The following is a 20,136-nucleotide window of genomic DNA, read 5'->3' as shown; positions in this document are numbered from 1 at the left end:
TTACACTTCCTCGAGCCGGGCGTAAGCCGCGACCAGCCATTTGATCCCCTGACCCTGAAAAGCCACCTGCAGCCGGCTGTGCTCGCCGCTGCCTTCGAGGTTGACGATGGTGCCTTCGCCAAACTTCGGATGCCGTACGCGCTGGCCTAATTTGTAGCCGGTATCGCTCTCGGCAATCGGCGCGCCCAGTCGCTGATGGTTTACCGGGCGGCTCACCGTAGCCCGCAGACGCACTTCTTCTACGCACTCCTGCGGCAGTTCTCCAATAAAGCGCGACGGCCGATGGTAAACCTCTTTGCCGTACAGACGTCGGGTTTCCGCGTAGGTCAGCGTCAGCTTCTGCATGGCGCGGGTCACGCCGACGTAGGCCAGACGACGCTCTTCTTCCAGGCGGCCGCCTTCATCAAGGGCCATCTGGCTCGGGAACATCCCCTCCTCGACGCCGACGATGAACACCTGCGGGAACTCCAGCCCTTTCGCCGAGTGCAGGGTCATTAGCTGAACCGCGTCCTGCCAGGTATCCGCCTGTCCCTCGCCCGCTTCCAGCGCGGCGTGGGAGAGGAACGCCTGCAGCGGCATCAGATCTTCATCTTCTTCGTTGTAGCTAAACTGGCGCGTCGCCGTCACCAGCTCCTCTAAGTTTTCAATACGGGTCTGACCCTTCTCGCCTTTCTCCTGCTCGTACATCGCGCGCAGCCCGGAGTCTTTAATCACCCGATCGGTCTGGACGTGCAGCGGCATATCGGTGGTCTCCTGCGCCAGCGCGTCAATCAGCTCCATAAAGCGCTGCAGGGCGCTGGCGGCGCGACCGGCCAGCGCTTTATCTTTCAGCAGCTCACGGCTGGCCTGCCACAGCGTCAGCTGACGATCGCGTGACGTCTGGCGCACCACGTCCAGCGTGCGGTCGCCGATGCCGCGGGTCGGCGTATTGACTACGCGCTCAAACGCCGCATCGTCGTTACGGTTGGCGATCAGACGCAGGTACGAGAGCGCGTCTTTGATTTCCTGGCGTTCGAAGAAGCGCATGCCGCCATAGATGCGGTACGGCATACTGGCCTGCAGAAGCGCCTCTTCCAGCACGCGCGACTGGGCGTTGCTGCGATAGAGGATGGCGCACTGCTCCAGCGCCCCGCCGTTCTCCTGCCAGGTTTTTATCCGGTTCACTACGAAGCGTGCTTCGTCGAGATCGTTGAAAGCGCAGTACAGCGAGATCGGCTCGCCGTCGGCGCCGTCGGTCCATAGCTTCTTGCCCAGGCGACCGTTGTTGTTTTCAATCAGGGCGTTGGCGGCGCTGAGGATGTTGCTGGTCGAGCGATAGTTCTGCTCAAGGCGGATGGTTTCCGCACCGGGAAAATCGTTAAGGAAACGCTGAATGTTCTCGACCTGCGCGCCGCGCCAGCCGTAAATCGACTGATCGTCATCGCCGACGATCATCACCTTGCCGGTATCGCCCGCCAACAGGCGGATCCACGCGTACTGAATGTTGTTGGTATCCTGGAATTCGTCGACGAGGATATTGGTGAACCGCTCACGGTAGTGCTGGAGGATATGCGGCTTATTCAGCCACAGCTCGTGGGCGCGCAGCAGCAGTTCGGCGAAGTCCACCAGCCCGGCGCGATCGCAGGCTTCCTGATAGGCCTGATAGACCTTCTGCCAGGTCTGCTCGACCGGGTTGCCGTAGCTCTGAATATGATGCGGGCGCAGCCCTTCATCTTTCTGGCTGTTGATGTACCACATCGCCTGACGCGGCGGCCACTGCTTCTCATCGAGGTTCATCGCCTTAATCAGACGCTTCAGCAGGCGCAGCTGGTCTTCGCTATCGAGGATTTGGAAATCCTGCGGCAGGTTGGCGTCCAGATGGTGCGCGCGCAGCAGGCGGTGGGCCAGGCCGTGGAAGGTGCCCACCCACATGCCGCCCTGGGTGGTGCCCATCAGCTGGCCGATACGGTGGCGCATCTCTGCCGCCGCTTTGTTGGTAAAGGTCACCGCCATAATAGAATACGGCGAGCAGTTCTCCACGCTCAGCAGCCAGGCGATACGGTGCACCAGAACGCGCGTCTTACCACTGCCCGCCCCTGCCAGAACCAGCATGTTGGTGCGCGAGGCCGCTACGGCTTCACGCTGTTTGTCATTAAGGCTGTCGAGCAGGTAAGAAACGTCCATTGGCACCGCCGGAAGAGAAGGGGTTCCACGAACCCCTGTTAATATATACAGAGTAACTGGTGATTATATCAGCGAGGTCAGAGATGCCAACCGTGAAATTTCAATATGCGGCAGCAGGCGGCTGTCCGCGGTGTGCATCAGGTCCGCGCCTTGCTGTTTGATCCAGCAGGCCTGCATGCCACAGCGCAGCGATCCGGCGACGTCAGTGGTCAGGTCATCGCCGACGTGCAGAATATGCCCGAGCGGTAAGTTCAGGCGCTCCGCCGCCAGATGGTACATGTCGGCAAACGGCTTGGAGCGGCCATCCGGCCCGGCGCGCAGCACAAAGCGGAAATAGTCGCTCAGGCCGAACAACTCTGGTCGGGCGTTGCCGTTGGTAATCGCCACCAGCGGCCACTTCTCCGCCAGCTTCGCCAGCGTATCGTGGGTCTCCTGCGGGACATCGACGCGGCTGCGCCACTGGGCGAAGTGTTCCATCGCCGCATCGGCCCCCGCTTTCGCCTCGTCGGCGGAGAGTCCGGCGTTACGCATGCCTAACTCCAGCGCACGGTGGCGCCAGACGGTCACGTCGTGATAGATCTCAGGCTCGGATGCCAACAGCGTCTGGCGCAGCTGATTAAGCTCATGGGCGTCGAACTGGCTGAGCGACGGATGGTAGCTGCGTACAAAAGCCAGCGACTCGTGCATCGTCCGGTCAATGACCGGGCGGTTATCATAAAGGGTATCGTCCAGGTCAAACGTCAGCGCGGAAATCTGGCCCAGAGGTCGGTAAAAACGCATTATTTCCCCCGTTTTGCGCGCGGATGCGCGGCATCGTACACCGAGGCAAGGTGTTGAAAGTCGAGATGGGTATAGATTTGGGTGGTGGAGAGGTTAGCATGACCCAACAGCTCCTGCACACCGCGCAGATCGCCGCTGGACTCCAGCATATGGGTGGCAAAGGAGTGGCGAAGCTTGTGCGGATGCACATGGCTGTTCAGTCCCTGCTTAATGCCCCACTCGGCGAACCGCTTCTGTACGTTGCGCGCCGAAATGCGCTTGCCCAGTTTCGACAAAAACAGCGCGTCGTCGTCAGTACCGAACAGGCCGCGTAAATCCAGCCAGTGCTCAATCCACATCACGGCGTTGCGACCGATCGGCAAGCGGCGCTCTTTGCTGCCTTTGCCCATCACCCAGACCTCGCCGCTTTCGAGATCGAGATGTTTGATATCAAGGTTGACCAGCTCGGACAAACGCAGCCCCGCGCCGTACATCACCTCCAGCATCGCCCGGTCGCGCACCGCCAGCGGATCGTTGAGATCAATATCCAGCAGCCGATTGACGTCATCGACATCGATATTTTTTGGCAGGTGACGGGGAATTTTCGGCGCGGCAATCCCTTTCGCCGGATTGGCGCTGAGCTCGCCCTGGCCGACCAGCCAGTCGAAGAAACTGCGCAGCGCCGACAGGCGAAGCGCCAGGCTTGCCGGGCCTAATCCCGCGCGGCGACTGCGCACCGCAAAACTTCGCACCTGAGCGGCATCGCACTGCGACCAGCTTTTCAGACCCGCCTCATCCGCCAGGGCAATCAGCGCGTCCAGCTGTCGCTGGTAATTCAGTAACGTGATCGGGCTGAGCTGGCGTTCAACGCCAAGGTGGCGCAGAAAGCGGGCGACGGCGGAGAAGAGAGGAGAATCGGTCATGCGCGTTCAATCCAGCGCTCCAGCAGGCCGGGCAGCATCTGGGCGATCTCCTGCAGCAGCTGCGTCCCCTGTCCTGGCTGATAATGCTGCGCATCGCGGCTGCTAAAGAGCATCACGCCAGGGGCATTATCGCCGCCCAGCAGCGACATCGCCACTGACCCAATGGCTTTCGCCTCCGGCAATACCACCAGCAGCTCCGGACCGTTCAACGGCCCAAGGTAGTGGCGCGCCTGGCCCAGACGCTGAATACGGATCGGCTCAAACGCCTGCCGGCTTAACGCCAGGTGGGTAAACTTCGAAGGCGCGCCCAGGCGCCAGCTGTCAGGGAACAGGCGCACCGTGGCGCCCGCCAGCCCCAGCTCGCGCGCCCAGCGGTGAAGGCGGTTAAGCATATCGTCGAGGCTCTCCGCAGCCGCCAGCCGCGCTTGCAGCTGCAGCAGGCGCTGGAACAGGCTTTCATTGGCTACCGCCTGCTCCATCAGCAGCGACATATTCTCTTCCAGCACATGGATATGGTTACGCGCCCGCATCATGTGCCACTCCACCAGCGAAATCGTACCGCGCACCGGATGCGGGACGCGGAGATGTTCGACCTGGGCGGCATTACGAATAAAAAATTCAGGATTTTGCAACAGATAGTCCACCACTGCACGATCGTTCAATGCGCTGGCGACCTCCTGCTGTTCTTCCCCGATTGGTTTCATAAATGAATAAATCCATCATAGACATGGGCCGCCGGGCCGGTCATAAACAGCGGCTGGCCCGGGCCTTTCCAGGCGATATCAAGACGACCGCCGGGTAATTCCACACGTACCGTTTCAGCGAGCAACCCCTGCTGGATCCCCACCGCCACCGCGGCGCAAGCGCCGCTGCCACAGGCCTGGGTTTCCCCCGCGCCGCGTTCGTAGACGCGCAGACGAATATGGGACCGGCCGACCACCTGCATAAAACCGATATTCGCGCGCTCCGGAAAACGCTCATGGCTTTCCATCACCGGGCCGAGGGTTTCCACCGCCGCCGTATCCACATCATCCACCTGGATAACGCAGTGCGGGTTCCCCATGGACACCACGCCGCACAATACTGTCTGCTCGGCGGCACGCATGATATAGGTCTTTTCCGCTTTGTTGGCGCGGAACGGCACCTGGGAGGGCTCGAAGTTGGGCTCGCCCATATTCACCCGCACCAGATCGTCTTCCGTTACGCTTAATACCATACGGCCGTTGGCCGTACTCACGCGGATATCACGTTTATTGGTCAGGCCTTTCAGCCGGACGAAACGCGCGAAACAGCGCGCGCCGTTGCCGCACTGCGACACTTCGCTACCGTCGGCATTAAAGATCCGGTAATGGAAATCCAGATCCGGATCGTAGGGCGGCTCCACCACCAACAGCTGATCGAACCCGACGCCAAGGTGGCGATCCGCCAGGCGGCGAATCAGCTCCGGCGAGAAAAAAACATTCTGCGTTACCGCGTCAACGACCATAAAATCGTTGCCAAGGCCATGCATTTTAGAGAACTGCATCATCTACTCCAGTTGCGCGGAACAGAACGTTATCGTTAGTAATTGACCTGGCTCGGACCACCAGTATCGCCACGATCGTTACGATCCGGCGTTGAGCTCTGAATGCCCGGGTTAACCGGTTTGGTCGGCGGCGGCGCAGTTTTATCAGCCGGCGGGAAATAGAGAGGCCCTTTCAGACCGCAGCCGGTCAGGCTGAAGATCGCAAACAAAACGGCAAGCGTAGGAAAAACGTTTTTCATTGATAGTTGCCCGTGATTCATTCTTTCTGCTTTCTATCATCGCAGGAGAAGACGTAAAAGCAAGCCTTTAGCATCCGACTGCGCGCGCTTTTGTTTCGCGCTATACTGCGACCCATCTTCAAAAATCAAAAAAGCAGAATAAAATTATGAACGACAGTGAATTCCATCGCCTGGCCGATAGCCTGTGGATGACCATCGAAGAACGCCTGGATGACTGGGACGGCGATAGCGACATCGACTGCGAAATCAACGGCGGCGTGCTGACCATTAGCTTTGAAAACGGCAGCAAAATCATTATTAACCGTCAGGAGCCGCTGCACCAGGTGTGGCTGGCCACCAAACAGGGCGGCTACCATTTCGATCTCAAAGGCGACGACTGGATCTGCGATCGCAGCGGTGAAACCTTCTGGGATCTGCTGGAGCAGGCGGCGAGCCAGCAGGCCGGTGAGACGGTGAGATTCCGTTAATGACATGTTTCCCGGATGACGGCGCATTGCGCCTTTTCCGGGCCAAATCTACGAGTAGCGCTGCTGCAGCACCGGCGAGGCGGTAACGTCCTGGCTGGTGGGTATCGCGGCGGCAATCGCCTGGGTGCGGAAAGGGATCACCTGGGTGCGCCCGTCCACCTCGACAATCTGATAGAACTGCGGCAGGTTGAAGTTGATAAAACTGGAGCCGTAGGTAAAACGATCGTGCGATGACGAATAGAAGCGGCTGACGTCGCGCACCAGCTCCTCTTTGCTGCCCTCGCAGTGGTGATAGACCTCAGCGCGGTTGCTCTCATCGAGAATATAGATGTTAAAGCCGCTGTCGTTGTTATCCGCGTCTTCAAAGAAGAACTGGATAATCCCTTCGCTGGCGAATCCGTCCACTACCGCCGGCAGCTTAACGTGATTGGTTTCCACCTGCACCGACAGGCCATGGAGCTTGTTGTGCGAGATAGCGCCGTAGAACTCAATGGCGTTTTCCAGCTTCTGCACCGAAACATTGAGACGCTCGAAGAACAGTCCCCAGGTCTGGCCGGAGACGCGCAGCGCTTTAAAGCGCCCGGTATCCTGACGGGTACTGGAGAGACGCAGTTCGATGCACTCGGAGATCATCTGCTGTACGCGGGTGCGGATCAGGCCGCGCAGATGCTGGCTATAGCAGAAGACCTCCACGCTGTCCGGCGGCGCGGCATCCTGATGCATTTTACCAAGGATCGTTTTCAGCGCTTCAATCATCGCCTGCTCGCCGTTGAAATGCAGCGTACGCACTTCATTCCACGAGTTGCGATACAGCAGGTCGACGCTGCCGATCAGACATTTTTGCTCTTCGCCGAAGCTGAAGACATCGAGCTTACGGAAATCGAAGTGCACCACCTGATTGCGGAAGGCCGCCGTCGGGTCATATTCGAGGTTGACGATAATCGCCAGGTGGCGAATTTCGCACGGGCTGTATAGCGCTTTTGGCGTGGGCGCCGGCAGGCGCAGCGGGAAGTGGTGCGACACATCGGCCACCATCTCCTGCAGCTTCGCCAGATCGACGATGCCGTTGCCCTTAATAAACAGGCGGGTGCGTGAGGTCAGCAGGCCGTTAAACCAGGCCCAGGCCACCAGCTTATTAAGATAGCGGTTATATTCCAGCGGCTGATGGCTGATGATCGATTCCATATCCGGCGCGCGGTTATACAGATACCAACCGGTACGGTTGGCGCGACCCGGCGGCACGTGAATAAAGGTCAGATTCGGTTCCGACAGATCCGGCGAAATTTGCGGGTTCACCAGCGTCACTTTGCCCGGCAGCGCTTCAAAGGCCGCATACAGCTTACGCGTCAGCACGCCGATATCCTGCGGACTGGCGGAGACGCTGAGGTTATTGCGCCGTGCGAAGCGGATCAGATTACGATAGCTCTGCATCATCGCATCGAGCAGTTCGTTGTGCGCCTTGCGCACTTCATCAATTTTCCAGTTCGCCCGGTTGTCGAGCATCATCAGACGCTTTTCATCCCAGCCCCACGCGTTGACCAGCTGGCTGACGACTTCGCGACGCCAGCCGACGCAGGCGCGCTCGCGGCTGAGTTTTTCGCACACTTTCAGGTAGAAGCAGCGGCGCACCAGGTCGAGACGAGTTTCATCGTCAATGGCCTGGAGGTAGGTGGTCACGCGCTCCAGCATCATGCAGTAGGGGTCGAGTCCGAAGGAGACGATCTCGCCGTCGTGCAGGCGCTGTTTGATATCTTTCGCCAGCAGGCGGTTGTTGGGGTATTCCCAGGAGTAGGCTTCCAGCAGCAGCGTTTTCAGCACCGCTTTATAGGGCGAGTCGATACTCTTATACAGCTGCCACAGGCTGGCGCCGAAGTACTCTTCCGCCGACAGTGAACTAAGGCCGCCGAGATCGAGCCACTCGTTTGGCGTCAGCACGCCCTGGGCATACAGCCCCATGACGTAATCGTCGTAATGCTCTTCTTCATCGCACGGCACCATATTCCACAGAATACGCTTGCCGGCGAGACGCACCGCGGTGCGGTAGAACTCATCGAGCAGTAAAATATGCTGGGTCGAACCGCAGTCTTCGCCGCCGAGGCTGCCGCTTTCGTTATGGCGGAAGCGGTTTTCGTCGATCAGGAAGAAGCTGACTTCCACGCCGAGCGAGGCCGCCCAGCTCTCAAGCAGGCTGCATTTTCGCTGCAGCAGCTGGCGCTCTTCGCTATCCAGCCAGGCCTGGTGACATACCCAGATATCAAGATCGGAAGAACAGCTCTGGCCGACGGAGGAGGTACTACCCATCGAGTAGACGCCGGTGATCGGCAGCTCGCCTTTTGGCGGCTCCTGGGTCTGCATGCCGCGATGCAGTTCCAGTTCTTCAAGATAGTGGCGTTGGGTTTCATCAGGCGTGTAGAGGCAAATGCCACGGGGAACGTTACCGTCAAGGTAACCCGGCATCAGCGGGTGATGATAATGTAATAACGTTGGCAGTAGACTGTAAACCTGCTGGAAAGCGGGTCCCATGGCAGCAAGCGCGCGATCCACGCGCAATTGGTTGATGGCATCCAGTCTCTGTTTCAGTGTCTCAATATAGAGGTACAAGACATATCGCCTGATGTTCAAAAACCCGAGGTACAATAGTACGGAGGATTTCAGTATTTCAACAAAAACCGTCACCATTCGTCGTCGGTGTGGTTGTGATGAGCAGCGGACGGACAAATGGTTTAAAACGTGATCAATTTAACACCTTGCTCATTGACCGTAAAGAAAGATGCGCTACATACAAGTGTAGCACCGTTTATTACCTGTAAATTCCTCACTACGCCTCCGGCAACCGCCACGCGCATGAAAGGTTAAAAAAGAGTGGGCCGGAGCTATCTCCCACATAAACCGTGAAAACTAACATCCGTAAGACAACAATGTTAGGATGGTTAGTGGTCGACAATGACGGTAACAAGCATGTTAGACAAAGTTTTGAAAATTGCCACACGGCAAAGCCCGCTTGCGCTATGGCAGGCGCAATATGTTAAAGCGCGCCTCGAACACGCGCATCCCGGACTGAAGGTCGAGCTGGTGCCGATGGTCACTCGCGGGGATGTCATCCTTGATACTCCGCTGGCAAAGGTGGGTGGCAAGGGCTTATTTGTGAAAGAGTTAGAGCTTGCCATGCTCGAAGGGCGCGCCGATATCGCCGTTCATTCGATGAAAGATGTGCCGGTGGAATTCCCGGAGGGTCTGGGGCTGGTGACTATCTGCGAGCGCGACGATCCGCGCGACGCGTTTGTCTCCAATCACTATGCCTCGATTGATGAACTCCCGGCCGGCAGCGTCGTTGGCACATCAAGTTTACGCCGTCAGTGCCAGCTGGCCGCCACTCGTCCGGACCTGGTGATCCGCTCTCTGCGCGGTAACGTCGGTACCCGACTGAGTAAGCTGGATAACGGCGAGTATGACGCCATCATCCTCGCCGCCGCCGGCCTGAAGCGCCTGCAGCTCGAGGCGAGAATTCGCCAGCCGCTGTCGCCGGAGCAATCCCTGCCGGCGGTCGGCCAGGGTGCGGTCGGCATCGAATGCCGTCTCGACGATGCATGGACCCAGGGGCTGCTAGCGCCTCTCAACCATACGGAAACGGCAGTGCGCGTGCGCGCCGAGCGGGCGATGAACACTCGTCTCGAAGGCGGCTGCCAGGTGCCGATTGGCAGCTATGCGGAACTCGTCAACGGCGAACTGTGGCTGCGGGCGCTGGTTGGCGCCCCGGATGGTTCGCAGATGGTACGCGGCGAACGGCGCGGGCCAGCAGAGCAGGCCGAAGCGCTCGGCATCTCGCTGGCGGAAGAGCTCCTGGATAACGGCGCGCGCGACATTCTCGCGGCAGTTTATGATGGAGAAGCCCCACGATGAGCATCCTGGTCACTCGTCCATTACCGCAAGGAGAAGCGCTGGTCAGCCGTCTGCGGGCCATGGGACGCGTGGCCTGGGGCTTTCCGCTGATAGAATTTACGCCTGGCCGGGAGCTTCCCGCGCTGGGCGACGCGCTTGCCCGCCTCGGGCCTGACGATCTGCTGTTTGCGCTGTCCCAGCATGCGGTGGAGTTCGCCCATGCCCGCCTGCAGCAACAGGGGCTGCCCTGGCCCACTTCCCCACGCTATTTTGCCATTGGCCGCACGACGGCGCTGGCCCTGCATACGGTCAGCGGGCAGCATATCCATTACCCGTTAGATCGGGAAATTAGCGAAGTCTTGCTACAATTACCTGAATTACAAAACATTGCCGGGAAAAATGCGCTGATCTTACGCGGCAATGGCGGGCGGGAACTCTTAGGCGCGACGCTGACCGAGCGCGGCGCCAGGGTCACATTTTGTGAATGTTATCAACGTAGTGCAAAGCATTACGATGGCGCAGAAGAAGCGATGCGCTGGCAATCTCGCGGGGTCACCACGCTGGTGGTCACCAGCGGCGAGATGCTGCAGCAGCTATGGTCGTTAATACCGCAATGGTATCGCGAACGGTGGCTCCTGCACTGCCGCGTTGTCGTTGTCAGCGAACGTCTGGCCCTTCAGGCCCGGGAGCTGGGCTGGCAGGAGATTCAGGTTGCCGATAGCGCCGACAACGATGCGCTGCTACGCGCATTACAATAACTCTCAACATTGGAAGCCATAATGACGGAACAACAAAATCAATCCGCCGTGGTTGAAGAGACCAGGGAGGCCGTGGAGACCACACCACAGCCAGAGAACACTGATAAGAAGAAGGCTGGCAACAAAACCAGCCTGGCGCTCAGCGCGATCGCTATCGCCATTGCGATAGCCGCCGGTATCGGTCTGTATGGCCTGAACAAACAGCAGGCCTCGCGTCAAAACGAAACCACCTCTGAATTATCAAGCCAGGTCGCGGCGCTGCAAAAAGCGCAGGAGAGCCAAAAAAGCGAACTGGAAGGCATTATCAAACAGCAGGCCGACCAGCTAAACGAAGCCAAACGCCAGCAGGAGACGCTGGCCAAACAGCTGGACGAAGTCCAGCAAAAAGTGGCGGTCATTTCCGGTAGCGACGCCAAAACCTGGCTGCTGGCCCAGGCCGACTTCCTCGTCAAGCTGGCGGGACGTAAGCTGTGGAGCGATCAGGATGTCACCACCGCCGCCGCGCTGCTGAAAAGCGCCGACGCCAGTCTCGCCGACATGAATGACCCGAGCCTGATCGGCGCCCGCCGGGCGATTACCGACGACATCGCCACTCTCTCCGCGGTGAACCAGGTGGACTACGACGGCATGATCCTCAAGGTTAATCAGCTGGCGAACCAAATCGATAACCTGCGGCTGGCGGATAATAACGATGACGATTCGCCGATGGATTCTGATAGCGATGAGCTCTCCAGCTCCATCAGCGAATGGCGCATCAATCTGCAGAAAAGCTGGCAGAATTTTATGGACAGCTTTATCACCGTGCGCCGTCGCGATGAAACGGCGGTCCCGCTGCTGGCGCCGAATCAGGATATCTATCTGCGGGAAAATATTCGCTCTCGCCTGCTGGTCGCCGCGCAGGCGGTGCCGCGCCATCAGGAAGAGACATGGAAACAGTCGCTGGATAACGTCTCGACCTGGGTACGCGCCTATTACGATACCGATGACGCCACCACTAAAGCCTTCCTTGAAGAGGTGGATAAACTCAGTCAGCAAAGCATTACCATGACGGTGCCGGAGACGCTGCAGAGCCAGGCGTTGCTGGAAAAACTGATGCAGACCCGGGTGCGTAATCTGATGGCGCAGCCTGCCGTTTCCGCGGGCGGCGCGCCCGCACCTGCACCGTCTGCACCTGCTGCACCGGCCGCCCCCGCTGCGCCGCAAGGAGAGTAACGCATGCTGAAAATTCTTTTACTCTTCGCACTGTTGATCGCCGGGATCGTGCTTGGCCCGATGATCGCCGGCCATCAGGGCTACGTCCTGATCCAGACTGATAACTACAATATCGAGACCAGCGTGACCGGGCTGGTGATTATCCTGATCCTCGCCATGGTGGTGCTGTTCGCCATTGAATGGCTGCTGCGCCGCATTTTCCGCACCGGGGCGCATACGCGCGGCTGGTTTGTCGGCCGTAAACGCCGTCGCGCGCGTAAGCAAACCGAGCAGGCGCTGCTTAAGCTGGCGGAAGGTGATTACCAGCAGGTTGAGAAGCTGATGGCGAAAAACGCCGATCACGCCGAACAGCCGGTGGTGAACTATCTGCTGGCGGCGGAAGCGGCCCAGCAGCGCGGCGATGAAGCGCGGGCTAACCAGCATCTGGAGCGCGCCACAGAACTGGCGGGCGATGATCTGATCCCGGTGGAAATCACCCGCGTTCGCCTGCAGCTGGCGCGCAATGAAAATCACGCCGCGCGCCATGGCATCGATAAGCTGCTGGAGATCACCCCGCGTCATCCGGAAGTGCTGCGCCTCGCCGAACAGGCTTATACCCGCACCGGCGCCTGGCAGTCGCTGCTGGATATCATTCCGTCGATGGCGAAAGCTAACGTCGGCGATGAAGAGCACCGCGCCGCGCTGGAACAGCTGGCGTGGGTTGGCCTGATGGACAAAGCGCTGGCCGATGGCGGCAGCGAGGGGCTGCGTGAATGGTGGCGCAACCAGAGCCGTAAAACGCGGGCGCTGGTGCCGCTGCAGGTGGCGATGGCCGAGCGCCTCATCGAGAGCGACGATCACGATACCGCGCAGCAAATTATCATTGATGGTCTGAAGAAACAGTATGACGACCTTCTGGTGATGCCGATCCCGCGCCTGAAGACCAATAACCCGGAACAGCTGGAGAAAGTACTGCGCCAACAGATCAAAGCCGTTGGCGACCGTCCGCTGCTGTGGAGCACCCTGGGCCAGTCGCTGATGCGGCACGGTGAATGGCAGGAGGCCAGCATCGCCTTCCGCGCCGCGCTTAAGCAGCGTCCGGATGCCTTTGATTACGCCTGGCTGGCCGATGCCCTGGATCGCCTGCATCAGCCGGAGGAAGCGGCCACCATGCGCCGCGATGGCCTGCTGCTGACGCTGCAGAATAACCCTCAGCAATAACCTGGTCTGGCTATCGCCTCCTGCGGGGCGATAGCGCTTCTCCCCCGCCTTCGCGTTGACGATCCCCTGAAAGAAAAAAACGCCTGCGCTGAAATCAGGGCAGGCGTTAAAACAGGTCTGTTTGACAACAAATTGGGTGCTTCACTCAACGTAATGTCCATGGTGTTTGATGAGGCATAAATGCGACATCTGTCAGTGGACGATAAGCACCGTAAGAACGGCTCTGCATCATTCCGGAGTTTATGAGGCACGAAGGCGAACATAAGAGATGGAATGAGCATCTACCCGGTTATTATCGCACAGGATCCGGGGAAATTGCATCTACCACAGTGATGAATTGAGAGTTTTCCTGACGCGTATTCTTAAGCAAAGAGAAGATTTTTTATCAGCAAGATCAGGGGAATAAGTCATGGCAGGAAGTAACAGAAAACAAAAAACCCCGCCGAAGCGGGGTTCAAAATTGGTCGGCGAGAGAGGATTCGAACCTCCGACCCACTGGTCCCAAACCAGTTGCGCTACCAAGCTGCGCTACTCGCCGAAATACTGCTTTTTGAATTTTTAGTTCAATTCGTTAAAGTCGTGGTGCGAGGGGGGGGACTTGAACCCCCACGTCCGTAAGAACACTAACACCTGAAGCTAGCGCGTCTACCAATTCCGCCACCTTCGCAAATTCACAACTCTATCAAATAATGGGGTGGCTAATGGGATTCGAACCCACGACAACTGGAATCACAATCCAGGGCTCTACCAACTGAGCTATAGCCACCACTGCAAACCTTTTACGCGGTATTAAAACCACCGCAGCTCCAGCACCGGGTTAATGGTGCGCCCGACAGGATTCGAACCTGAGACCTCTGCCTCCGGAGGGCAGCGCTCTATCCAGCTGAGCTACGGGCGCTTAGCGCCGTTGCGGGGTCGGATAATACGGACTTCCTCCCCCGCTGTCTAGTGCCTTTTTAAAGAAAATTATCGTTTGCTCATGCTTTGTTCGTTTTGACGCTTATTCAGCCGGATTATTGATTTGTCCCTGTCTTCCAAGGCCAAACACCTTATAAATCAGGGTAACGGCAGCAAGGAAAATAATACCGACAAAGAGCGACATCCGGGTTTCATCATTCAGCCCCATCCCGACCAGCACGCAGATCAGGAAAGCCATGGTGAAATAGTTGGCCCACGGAAACAGCAGCGAACGGAACGGATGGCTGGCTATCGCTGCCTGATGTACGCGACGGAAACGCAGCTGGCTAATCAGGATCACAAACCACGGCACCATCCCCGGCAGGACGCTGGCGCTATAGACATAGACAAATACCCGCTGGGGATTAGGAATGATGTAATTCAGGCAGGAGCCTACCAGCAGGATCAGAATCGACAGCGCCACGCCGACGGCAGGAACGCCGTTGCGCGATACCTTACCGATCGCCGCCGGCAGTTGACGGTTCTTCGCCAGGGCGTACAGCATACGTCCGCAGCTGTACATCCCGCTGTTGCAGCCGGAAAGCGCCGCCGTCAGCACCACGAAGTTGATAATCCCCGCCGCGGCGGTAATACCGATTTTGGCAAACGTCAGTACGAACGGGCTGCCGTTGGAGCCGATTTGATCCCATGGGAAAATGGTGACGATAACGAAAATCGCGCCGACGTAGAAAATCAGGATCCGCCACAGCACTTTGCCCACCGCGCTACGTAACGTAACCTGCGGATTTTTCGCTTCACCTGCGGTAATGCCGATGAGCTCCACGCCCTGATATGAGGCGACCACGATACACAGCGCCGTCAGGAAGCCCTTCCAGCCGCCGGCAAAGAAACCGCCATGTTCGGTCAGGTTGCCAAAACCGATGGAGTGGCCGCCGTTGCCAAAGCCGAAGAAAATGACGCCCAGGCCCACGACGATCATCACAATAATGGTGGTCACTTTAATCATGGCGAACCAGAACTCGATTTCACCGTACAGCCGGACCGCCGCGAGGTTTGCCAGCGCCACCAGCCCCACGGCAATTAATGCCGGTATCCACTGCGCCATCTCCGGGAACCAGAACTGCACATAGACGCCGATGGCGGTAATCTCCGAGATGCCCACCGCCATCCACATAAACCAGTACGACCACGCGGTCAGGTAGCCGAAGAAGGGGCTCATATAGCGATGCGCATACACCGCGAAAGAGCCGGTGACGGGCTCAAGGAACAGCATTTCGCCCATTGAGCGCATAATGAAAAAGACGAACAGGCCAGCGATAATGTACGCCAGCAGCACGGAAGGTCCAGCCCACTTCAGCGTACTGGCCGCCCCCATAAACAACCCCACGCCAATCGTCCCACCAAGGGCGATCAGTTCAATATGCCGGGCCTCCAGTCCACGCTGGAGCTCCGCTTTTTTCTCAGTCATATATCCTCTTGTGTTTGCCGTATTCCGGGTACTCCCGGTTATTGTTATTAACTGAACTCATAGCCTTGCCGACGCGCAGGTCTCCCCCGCGCGTATAAAGCCTGCGAATGGTTAATTAATTTTGCGGAAATGGCAAATAAAGTATCAGGCGAGTGAAGAGATTACACAGAATATGTATGCAAACTCGCCTGGTTGCAGTGGAATATCAGAGCTTACCGGAATAATGCCAACGTAAATAGCGCAGTAGGCGGAACTGTCTCTTGATGCGGCTCGGCTGTAAAAGCAGACGATAGAACCATTCCAGCCCCAGATCCTGCCAGAACTTCGGCGCCCGATGCACGTGCCCGGTGAAAACATCGTAAGTGCCGCCGACGCCCATATACAGCGCGTGCGGGTACAGACGCCGACAGTCGCGCATAAAGATCTCCTGACGCGGGGACCCCATGGCGACGGTGACGATTTTCGCCCCGCTGTCGCGAATGCGTTCGAATAATGCCTGGCGCTGCTCAGGAGCAAAATAGCCGTCCTGGGTGCCGACGATATTCACCTGCCAGCGCTGGCGCAGGCTGGACGCTGTCTGCGCCAGGACTTCAGGTTTACCGCCGACCAAAAACACCGGTGTGCCTTCAGCGCCGGCGCGCTGCATTAACGCTTCCCAGAGATCGGCCCCTGCCACGCGGGACACCTGGGCTTGCGGATATTTTTTACGCAGCGAACGCACCACGCTGATGCCATCCGCATATTTAAACTCCGCCGCCTCAATCAGCGCCCGCACCTCCGGGTTATCCTCTACGGCCAGCATTTTCTCGGCATTAATCGCCACCAGCGTCCCCTCGCGGAGAACGCCGTCGGCATACAAATAATCCAGAGCGTGCTGCATATCGCGCCAGCCTATGAGCTGCAGCCCTCTTAACAGGTACAACGGCGCGGAAATGGTCCCAGTCATGTCCATCCTTCTCAGACTTGCGGTTGCGAAAGCGGTTTTACGCGCTTATGAATCAGTCCCACGCTATCCAGGAACCAGTACAGCAGTTTCGCCGCCAGCAAGCAGATACCAAAGATCACGAGGAAAAACACCACGCGGGAGCCGAACGAATCCAGGCCCTCGCGCGCCAGCACTATCATGTTGAAGATAGCGCCGAAACAGAAACTGTGCAGGATAGCCGCTTTATAGCGATTGCTCTCCCGGTTGCCCAGCTCATACAGCCAGTCGAACCATTTAATAATCAACCCGACCGCCACGGCGCCCAGCGGCACAAACCAGACGCCGCCCATCACCACCAGCGAGCCAATCAGCGTCGGCGAAATCGCCAGCCCCGAATGGTTGTTTAATACTTCCCAGGTAAAGTAGTTGGCGGTATTGAGCACCATCGTCGGGCGACCGTGCCACATCCAGCTGGGGATAAAGACGTAGAAATCGCGGATCATCGGCGCCAGCCCCTGGAAATCGATCTTGTCGTAGTTTTGCAGCAGCAGCGCCAGGTTCTCCCACGGCGAGAAGGTATCGCGTGTGAGATAGAGGAAGGTATAAAACGCTTCGTCGCCGCTGACGTTCATCCCGTAGCGCTTCAGCGCCAGCCAGAACATGCCGACGATGCCCAGCACGCCCGCCGCCGCCAGCATCCACAGGCTGATCCAACCGCGAATAATGCCGATAAACAGGAAGATGGCGAAGGCGATGATGATATTGGCGCGCGTCCCGCCGACGATGGCGTAGGTCAGCAAACCAAAGGCCACCGTGCTGACGAGGAAGAAGATCCACGCCTTATAATCCTGGCGCAGGAAATAGACCACCAGCATCGCCGGAATAAAGAAGTAGAAGAAGCGCTTCAACGCCACGCCGGAGACTTCAGCAGAGAAAATCTGGCTGTAGGAGTTGAGCTTAAACAGCAGGAAACCGTTGTGGGCGAAGAAGATGCCAACGCACAGCAGCGCCAGCCCCATCAAAATGCCCCACGCCAGATGGGTTTCTACCCGGTTCATGGTGAACAGCGGCCGACGCGCAACCTCACGCGATGCCGGACGCAGCCGCGTTTTATAGGTCACGTAGTAAATCGCATAGAAGCACACCGCGATCAGCAGCGTCTGCAGCAAAATCTCCGGCGGCGCCACGCTGACGTCAAAGCGGAACACCAGAATACTGGTCAGCGGGAAACCGAAGAAGAAAGTCAGCAGAAACAGCAACGAGAAAAAGACGTTGAAGTTGAAGCGTACCCGGCGGAACTCAAACCAGGTGGCGGTAGCGATAAACAGCGTCGACAGCAGCCAGACTACCAGCAGCCCGCTAAATTGCATTAACGTCATGCCTGCCCCTCCGCCGCTAACCGTAGCGCCCGCTGCCAGCCCGTCAGATAGTTCGGCCGGAAGAAAGCGATACCCGACTTATCCACGCTCGCCAGTTGGCGCTGCGCTTCGCGCACCACGCTGACGTCCAGCGCATCGCTGGTGAACAGCACCGGCACATGCTGCTCGGTCATATCCTGCCAGAACGGGTTTTCGCGGTTGAGCACGCAGGGAATGCCCGCCTGAATCAGCAAGCACAGGGTGCCGATCCCCTGCTGACGCGCGAACAGGAAATAGCCCAGATCGCAGCGGCGCAGCAGCGCCAGATAATCATGAAACTCCAGTTTCTCGCTGAGGATCTGCAGATGCTCACCGCTAAACAGCGCCGCCCCCGCCTCACGAACCTCATTGATATAGGCCTCGTTATTCGCCGGATAGCCCATCGGCACGATGACGTTTACCGTATCGCCAAACTGCTGATGAATAGCCTTCATCGCGGCAATATGTTCATTGCTGCGATCCCCGGAGTTACCCACCAGAATGGTCAGCGTGTCGCCGCGCGGCGCGTTTTCGGCCAGGGTATTCAGCGCCGGATCCATACGGGTCGGGAAATAGAGCAGTTCGCCCGGGACGCGCGGATGACGGTTTGCGAACCAGCTCAGATCGCCGCGGGTGGCGAAAACGCGCCCTACCCGCCCCTGCGCCAGGCGGCGCAGCGGATAGAACAGACGGAACTTCAGGCTGGTGGCGTTTTCGTACAGATCCGCCCCCCAGATATGCCAGTTAAACTGCGACGGGCGGATACCACCGCCCAACAGCGCCAGCCACAGGCCGGTATTGAACTGGCCGTGGAAGAAAAAGCGCTGCTGGCGGTTGGCTTTGGCTTGCGCAATCACCGCCTGCGCCAGCGACTTCTTCCCCGGATAACAGGTGATGTCCAGCGCCGGATACCCATCACGCACGCTGGCCTCATCACCGACGATCATAAATCTCCTGGCCTGCGGATCGGCGGCCAGTTCGTCGTTAAAGAACCGCAGTACGGTCTGGTTATGATGCGGGATATCTGATCCCAGTACATGTATCAGTGCTGTCATGCCCGTTTACGCCAGAGTAAAAACACGCCACTACAAAGGGCGAAATAAACAATATAAGTGGCCATATACGCCTGCGCCGCGCCAACCGCGCCGTGCGCCGGTATAAGCCAGTGTGAGAATGCGGTCAGCAGTGTGAACTGACTGATTTCCGTCAGAATATAAAAACGCAGCGACGCTTTGGCGATCACCAGATAGCCATAGACGTAGGCGCCTACTTTTAAAACGTCGCCCACCAGCTGCCAGGCGAACAGGTCACGCATCGCGGTAAAGCGATCGGAAAACAGCAGCCAGATGGCAAAATCGCGCAGCAGCCAGACCGTCAGGCTCGCCGCCGCCACTGCCGGCAGGACGAATTTCAGCGACTTGACTATCTCGCGGGTGATATCCGTTTTGGCGCTCAGCCGCGACAGCGTCGGCAGGAGATAGACGCTGAACGAGGCGGTAATAAACTGCAGATAGGCATCAGAGATGCTGCTCACCCCCTGCCAGATACCCACCGCCTCCCAGCCATAATGCGCCGCCAGCAGATTACGCATCATCACATAAGCCACCGGCAGGGTCACTGAGGTTATCAGCGCCATCAGGGTAAATTTCGATAGCTGTCCCGCCAGACCGTTATCCCAGCGCGGACGCAGGGCGCTCAGCGGGATATTACCCCGCCGCCAGAGCATAATACCCGCCGGAACCACCACCAGCGCCGGAACTAACGCCAGCCCCAGCAGCGCGCCCTGATAGCCGCCCAACACGTAGCAAGCATAGTAAGCCGCCACGCCGATCAGGCTCCCGGCAATCAGCGAGAAGGCGTTACCCGCCGCATCGCGAAAGCCTTTCATCAGCGCCAGCAGGAAGTTCGCCCAGGCGATCCCCATCTGTACCAGCGCCACCAGCCGTACCAGATTCTGATAATGAGTATGGCCGAACAGCCCCTGGCTTATCGGCGCCGCGGCCAGTAAAAACACCAGCGCCAGCAGTGTGGAAAAGCCAAGCACCATCGCCGACGAGGTGCCCACCACCTGCTTCAGGCGCGGGGGATCGTCGTGATGCTGCGCCACCAGCTTCGTGACGCCATTAAATATCCCGGCCCCGGCCAGCACGCCGAGTACGGTGACCAGTTGCCGGAAGTTACCGGCCTGGCCAACGCCCGCGGGCCCAAACGAGACGGCCAGCAGCTTGACGACCAACAGCCCGGCGCCGATTTTGACCAGCGTCGATGCCGCCGTCCACAATGAAGCTTTTGCTAACGACATA

General features: G+C 58.4%; 17 protein-coding genes and 4 tRNA genes. 5 read left to right on the top strand and 16 right to left on the bottom strand.

Going from position 1 to position 20,136, the window contains the following annotated elements:
- The 6 genes from uvrD to lptM form a co-directional block, all read right to left on the bottom strand.
- Positions 1-2,163, bottom strand: a complete 2,163-nt coding sequence (uvrD, locus tag CE636_RS15965; protein ID WP_004886784.1) for a DNA helicase II — start codon at positions 2,161-2,163, stop codon at positions 1-3.
- A 63-nt stretch (positions 2,164-2,226) separates the two neighbouring features.
- Positions 2,227-2,943 carry a 5-amino-6-(5-phospho-D-ribitylamino)uracil phosphatase YigB gene (gene yigB / locus CE636_RS15960; RefSeq protein WP_017899397.1) on the bottom strand — a complete coding sequence of 239 codons (717 nt, stop codon included), beginning with the start codon at positions 2,941-2,943 and terminating at the stop codon, positions 2,227-2,229.
- Complete coding sequence (gene xerC / locus CE636_RS15955; protein ID WP_004886788.1) at positions 2,943-3,845, bottom strand: tyrosine recombinase XerC; 903 nt, start codon at positions 3,843-3,845, stop codon at positions 2,943-2,945. The genes yigB and xerC overlap by 1 nt, the downstream gene beginning before the upstream one ends.
- Complete coding sequence (locus CE636_RS15950; protein WP_017899398.1) at positions 3,842-4,549, bottom strand: DUF484 domain-containing protein; 708 nt, start codon at positions 4,547-4,549, stop codon at positions 3,842-3,844. The genes xerC and CE636_RS15950 overlap by 4 nt, the downstream gene beginning before the upstream one ends.
- Entirely contained in the window at positions 4,546-5,370 is an 825-nt protein-coding gene (gene dapF / locus CE636_RS15945) for a diaminopimelate epimerase (RefSeq protein ID WP_002883394.1), read from the bottom strand. Before dapF ends, CE636_RS15950 begins: the two co-directional genes overlap by 4 nt.
- Positions 5,371-5,405: 35 nt before the next feature.
- A complete protein-coding gene (gene lptM, locus CE636_RS15940) occupies positions 5,406-5,609 on the bottom strand; it encodes an LPS translocon maturation chaperone LptM (RefSeq protein ID WP_004886794.1) in 204 nt (67 codons plus the stop codon).
- 146 nt (positions 5,610-5,755) lie between these two features.
- Between lptM and cyaY the strand changes: the two genes are divergently transcribed.
- A complete protein-coding gene (cyaY, locus tag CE636_RS15935; protein WP_017899399.1) occupies positions 5,756-6,076 on the top strand; it encodes an iron donor protein CyaY in 321 nt (106 codons plus the stop codon).
- Between the two features lie 48 nt (positions 6,077-6,124).
- Here the strand turns inward: cyaY and cyaA are convergent, their stop codons facing one another.
- Positions 6,125-8,677 (bottom strand): class I adenylate cyclase, encoded by a 2,553-nt coding sequence (cyaA, locus tag CE636_RS15930; RefSeq protein WP_025999157.1) that lies wholly within the window; start codon positions 8,675-8,677, stop codon positions 6,125-6,127.
- Between the two features lie 357 nt (positions 8,678-9,034).
- On the opposite strand from cyaA, the gene hemC reads away from it, so the two are divergent.
- The 4 genes from hemC to hemY are packed head-to-tail and all read left to right on the top strand — an operon-like array spanning position 9,035 to position 13,125.
- A complete protein-coding gene (gene hemC / locus CE636_RS15925) occupies positions 9,035-9,976 on the top strand; it encodes a hydroxymethylbilane synthase (protein ID WP_004886804.1) in 942 nt (313 codons plus the stop codon).
- Positions 9,973-10,713: a uroporphyrinogen-III synthase gene (gene hemD / locus CE636_RS15920; RefSeq protein WP_017899402.1), complete on the top strand. Its 741-nt coding sequence runs from the start codon at positions 9,973-9,975 to the stop codon at positions 10,711-10,713. The genes hemC and hemD overlap by 4 nt, the downstream gene beginning before the upstream one ends.
- A gap of 21 nt (positions 10,714-10,734) precedes the next feature.
- Entirely contained in the window at positions 10,735-11,925 is a 1,191-nt protein-coding gene (hemX, locus tag CE636_RS15915; protein WP_004886808.1) for a uroporphyrinogen-III C-methyltransferase, read from the top strand.
- A 3-nt stretch (positions 11,926-11,928) separates the two neighbouring features.
- A complete protein-coding gene (gene hemY / locus CE636_RS15910; RefSeq protein ID WP_017899403.1) occupies positions 11,929-13,125 on the top strand; it encodes a protoheme IX biogenesis protein HemY in 1,197 nt (398 codons plus the stop codon).
- A 461-nt stretch (positions 13,126-13,586) separates the two neighbouring features.
- Here hemY and CE636_RS15905 read toward each other — a convergent pair.
- The 9 genes from CE636_RS15905 to wzxE form a co-directional block, all read right to left on the bottom strand.
- Positions 13,587-13,663: transfer RNA gene (locus tag CE636_RS15905), tRNA-Pro, on the bottom strand.
- Between the two features lie 42 nt (positions 13,664-13,705).
- A tRNA-Leu gene (locus CE636_RS15900) sits at positions 13,706-13,792 on the bottom strand.
- Between the two features lie 23 nt (positions 13,793-13,815).
- A tRNA-His gene (locus CE636_RS15895) sits at positions 13,816-13,891 on the bottom strand.
- A gap of 55 nt (positions 13,892-13,946) precedes the next feature.
- Positions 13,947-14,023, bottom strand: a tRNA-Arg gene (locus tag CE636_RS15890).
- Positions 14,024-14,125: 102 nt separating this feature from the next.
- Positions 14,126-15,511: a bifunctional threonine/serine APC transporter ThrP gene (gene thrP, locus CE636_RS15885; protein WP_004886813.1), complete on the bottom strand. Its 1,386-nt coding sequence runs from the start codon at positions 15,509-15,511 to the stop codon at positions 14,126-14,128.
- 205 nt (positions 15,512-15,716) lie between these two features.
- Positions 15,717-16,457, bottom strand: coding sequence for a lipopolysaccharide N-acetylmannosaminouronosyltransferase (wecG, locus tag CE636_RS15880; protein ID WP_004886818.1), 741 nt, complete (start codon positions 16,455-16,457; stop codon positions 15,717-15,719).
- An 11-nt stretch (positions 16,458-16,468) separates the two neighbouring features.
- Positions 16,469-17,815, bottom strand: coding sequence for an ECA oligosaccharide polymerase (gene wzyE, locus CE636_RS15875; protein WP_017899404.1), 1,347 nt, complete (start codon positions 17,813-17,815; stop codon positions 16,469-16,471).
- A complete protein-coding gene (locus CE636_RS15870; protein WP_017899405.1) occupies positions 17,812-18,888 on the bottom strand; it encodes a TDP-N-acetylfucosamine:lipid II N-acetylfucosaminyltransferase in 1,077 nt (358 codons plus the stop codon). Before CE636_RS15870 ends, wzyE begins: the two co-directional genes overlap by 4 nt.
- Positions 18,885-20,135, bottom strand: a complete 1,251-nt coding sequence (gene wzxE / locus CE636_RS15865; protein WP_004886828.1) for a lipid III flippase WzxE — start codon at positions 20,133-20,135, stop codon at positions 18,885-18,887. Before wzxE ends, CE636_RS15870 begins: the two co-directional genes overlap by 4 nt.
- Position 20,136 lies beyond the last annotated feature (1 nt).

The organism is Klebsiella sp. LY (assembly GCF_004010915.1).
Lineage (GTDB): Bacteria > Pseudomonadota > Gammaproteobacteria > Enterobacterales > Enterobacteriaceae > Klebsiella > Klebsiella quasipneumoniae.
The sequence above is the reverse complement of the archived record's forward strand: the minus strand, read 5'-3'. Positions and strand labels throughout refer to the sequence as shown.